General features: G+C 73.3%; 2 protein-coding genes. Both read right to left on the bottom strand.

Features of this window, described 5'->3' with window-relative positions; translation table 11 throughout:
• Positions 1 to 135: 135 nt before the first annotated feature.
• Positions 136 to 1,218 (bottom strand): mannose-1-phosphate guanylyltransferase, encoded by a 1,083-nt coding sequence (gene manB, locus GKQ77_RS31440; protein ID WP_219692518.1) that lies wholly within the window; start codon positions 1,216 to 1,218, stop codon positions 136 to 138.
• Between the two features lie 123 nt (positions 1,219 to 1,341).
• Positions 1,342 to 2,534 (bottom strand): peptidoglycan recognition protein family protein (locus tag GKQ77_RS31445; RefSeq protein ID WP_308117839.1); only part of this gene is annotated, 1,193 nt, incomplete at its 5' end.

Genomic DNA, 2,534 nt, shown 5'->3' on the forward strand with positions numbered 1-2,534 from the left:
GGCCGTGGGCCGGCGGGGGACGCCCGTGGGTACGGCTGTCTCGCCACCGCGCACAGTGGTGCGAGTGGGGCGCGGGGCGAAACGGGACGACATCTTTATGAGGGTAGGCGACGGCCGCCCCCCGCCGGGTCTCCCCTACTGGTCCGAGGAGAAGCGGACGGCGCCCGGCGGCAGCTCGGCGCCGCACCAGACGCGTACGCCGTCGCGCAGTTCGTTGTCGGCGCCGATGCGCGCCCCGTCGCCGATCACCGCGCCCGAGAGCGCCGCGCGGGCCCCGACGCGGGCGCCCGCGCCGACGAGGGAGTCCGTGATCACCGCGCCCGGTTCGACGACCGCGCCGGCCAGGATCGCGCTGCCGGAGATCCGCGCGCCCTCGCCGACGCGGGCGTTCTCGCCGACGACCGTGCCGCCGGTGAGCTTGGCGTCCGGGGCGACGGACGCGGTGGGCAGGACCAGGCTCTCGCCGCGGCGCCCCGGGACCGCCGGGGAGGGCGCGCGGCCGAGGACGAGGTCCGCCGAGCCGCGGACGAACGCCTGGGGCGTGCCCAGGTCGAGCCAGTACGTGGAGTCGACCATGCCCTGGAGATGGGCGCCGTGGGAGAGGAGGTCGGGGAAGGTCTCCCGTTCGACCGAGACGGGGCGGCCCTCGGGGATCGTGTCGATGACCGAGCGGCGGAAGACGTACGCGCCCGCGTTGATCTGGTCGGTGAGGATCTCCTCGGGGGTCTGCGGCTTCTCCAGGAAGGCGGTGACCCGGCCGGTCGCGTCGGTGGGGACGAGGCCGTACGCCCTCGGGTCCTCGACCCGGGTCAGATGCAGCGAGACATCGGCGCCGGACGTCCGGTGGGTGTCGACGAGGGCGCGGATGTCCAGGCCCGTGAGGATGTCACCGTTGAAGATCAGTACGGGCTCGTCGGGGCCCGAACGCAGGTGCGAGGCCACATTGCGGATGGCGCCGCCCGTGCCGAGGGGCTCGGTCTCCGTGACGTACTCGATGTGCAGGCCGAGCGCCGAGCCGTCGCCGAAGCGCGGCTCGAAGACCTCGGCGAGGTAGGAGGTGGCGAGGACGATGTGTTCCACGCCCGCCGCGCGGGCCCGCGCCAGCTGGTGGGTGAGGAACGGGACGCCCGCCGCCGGGACCATCGGCTTGGGGGTGTGGACCGTGAGCGGTCGCAGCCGGGTTCCCTTGCCGCCGACCAGGAGGATCGCTTCTGTCACCTGTCGTCTCTGCTTCCTGCTGGGGCCGGCCGAACTTGGGTTTCGGCCGGCCAGTGTATGCAGACGGATGTGCAGGTCGTGCAGGTCGTGCAGGTCATGCAGGTCATGCAGTGCGACCGGGCCTCAGCGGCCCTGCATGCGGGCCGAGGAGGACCGGGCCTTGCCGAGCTTGTTGTACAGGCGGCTGCCGGGGCAGTCGGTGGCGAAGCCGTCACGGTGTCCGGAGATCACCCGGAGGCGAACGTTCCTGCCTTTCTTGTACAGGTTGCCACCACCGGACTTCAGGTAGGTAGTACCGCGCGGGTTGGCGCCGTACAGGCCGAGCTTCCACGCGGTCAGCCGGGCGAGGGCGGTCACGGCCGCCTTCGGCGGGCCGGCGCTGCTGAACGTGCCGAGGACGGCGATGCCCGTGGTGTTCGCGTTGAAACCGCGAGTGTGGGCCCCGAGGACGGGCTTGGCCACACCTCCGGCACGTCCTTCGTAGATGTTTCCGCACTTGTCGACCGCGAAGTTGTAGCCGAAGTCGCGCCAGCCGCTGCTCTTGACGTGGTAGCGGTAGATGCTGCGCAGCACGGATCCCGCCTGTGAGCAGCGGTAGTTGTTGCCGGACGCGCTGTGGTGCACGAAGGCGGCCTTCACGGTCCTGGTGTACGCGAAGTCCCGCTCGCGGATCCGTTCGTCGGCGCCCCAGCCCTTGCGCGTGATGATGGCCGGGCGCGGGCCGATGTAGGGCCGCACCTTGCCGACCGCCTCGCGGCCGCCGCGGGCGGCGATCAGGTCCTCCTCCGTCTGCCGCTTGGTCAGCTCCGGGATCACGGCGGCGTCGAGCGGGGCGAGGTCCGCGTTGACGGCCGACGCGGCGGCGGCCTCGGCGGACATGGCGGTGGCGCGCGGCACCTCGGTGAGGCCGCCGCGCGGCGGGGGCTCGTCGCCCGGGTCCACGAGTTCGAGGCGCAGGCCCTCGGGGAGCAGGGCGGGGCCGGCGCGCCGGTCGCTCTGGGCGCGGACACGGACCTCCACGCCGTCGGAGTCGCCGACCCACAGGGGGGCCGTGGCGCCGCGGACCCTGCCGGTGCCGCGTTCCAGGGTGTCCGGGTCGGCCGCGTGTTCGTGGTTGTGCGTCTCGACGCCCTGCCAGCCGGACCAGGTGGCGGTGCCGGTCGCTCGGGTGCGGACCTGGACGGTGCCGTGCAGTTCGTCGGCCGGATCGTCCCAGACGACGCCGACCAGCGAGAAGGGGCGGACGTCGCGGCGGGTCAGGCCCTGTTCGCGTTCCGCGGGGGCGGCGGAGCGGTCGGTGGCGAGGGGGGTGAGGG

This window comes from Streptomyces anatolicus (genome assembly GCF_019400875.1).
GTDB lineage: Bacteria > Actinomycetota > Actinomycetes > Streptomycetales > Streptomycetaceae > Streptomyces > Streptomyces anatolicus.